A 1,060-nucleotide genomic window follows, 5' to 3' on the forward strand; every position below is an offset into this window, starting at 1 on the left:
GCCACCGCGATCGTCGTACTGCTGCTGGTGCGCGGGTGGCGAGCAGCAGCAGCGCGAGGGCGACCGCCGTGCCCTGCGACACTCCCGCTCCGTTGAACGCCGTGTAGATCGCCAGCGGCATGGTCTGCGTGACCCCAGGCCGATTTCCGGCGAACAGCGCCGTCGCCCCGAACTCGCCGATGGCCCGCGCGAAGCACAGCACGACGCCGGCGACGATGCCCGGAGCCGCGAGCGGCAGGGTGATGCGGCGCAGGATCGTCCATCGGCCGGCTCCGAGCGCCGCCGCCGTGCGTTCGTAGTCCACACCCGAGGTGCGTACGGCACCCTCCACGGCCAGCACCAGGAACGGCAGCGCGACGAACGTCTGCGCCAGCACCACCGCCGGGGCGCTGAAGGACAGACCGAGTCCGCCGAGCCACCCTGCACGCCCGAACAGGTACAGCAGCGCGACACCGCCCACCATCGGCGGCAGCACCAGTGGCACCGTGACGACGGCGCGCAGCACCGCTGCCAGTCGAGGGCCGGAGCGGGCGATGTACAGCGCGAGTGGCACGCCCACGATGATGCACACGACGGTGGCCACGAGGCCGGTGCCGAGCGAGAGCAGGAGTGCCGAGAGCGCAGCCTGCGACGTCACATCCGCGAGGAAGGTCGACCACTGCACCCGCGCGACGAGAGCGGTGAGCGGCAGGACCAGGAATACCAGTCCGACGAGGGCGGGAACCGCGAGAGCGCGCGGAGCGTATCCGTGCGCAGGTGCCGCGCTCACGGGGCTCCGAAGCCGAAGTCCGCCAGGATCCTCTGACCCTCCGCCGACAGCACGAAGGCCACGAACGCCTCGGCCGCCTCGACGTTCGGCGCGTCGGAGAGCGCGGTGATCGGGTAGTGGTTGACGACCTCGTCGGCGCCGTCGGGCACGATCACCTCGACATCGTCACGACCGATCACGTCGGTGGCGTACACGAGTCCGGCGTCGGCTTCGGAGGCGGCGACCTTCGTGAGCACGGCCGTCACGTTCTGCTCGAGACTCGCGGCGTCGACCGTCACGCCCGCCGTGGAG

2 protein-coding genes are annotated in these 1,060 nt (G+C 71.3%); both read right to left on the reverse strand.

Annotation, left to right across the window (positions count from 1 at the left end; translation table 11 throughout):
* The coding region (locus tag KZA10_RS15935; RefSeq protein ID WP_218683372.1) for a molybdenum ABC transporter permease at positions 1-769 on the reverse strand (769 nt) is incomplete at its 3' end.
* Positions 766-1,060 (reverse strand): extracellular solute-binding protein (locus tag KZA10_RS15940; protein WP_218683373.1); only part of this gene is annotated, 295 nt, incomplete at its 5' end. The genes KZA10_RS15940 and KZA10_RS15935, both read right to left, overlap by 4 nt.

Origin of the sequence: Microbacterium sp. BF1 (assembly GCF_019279095.1) — a bacterium.
GTDB classification, from domain to species: domain Bacteria; phylum Actinomycetota; class Actinomycetes; order Actinomycetales; family Microbacteriaceae; genus Microbacterium; species Microbacterium maritypicum.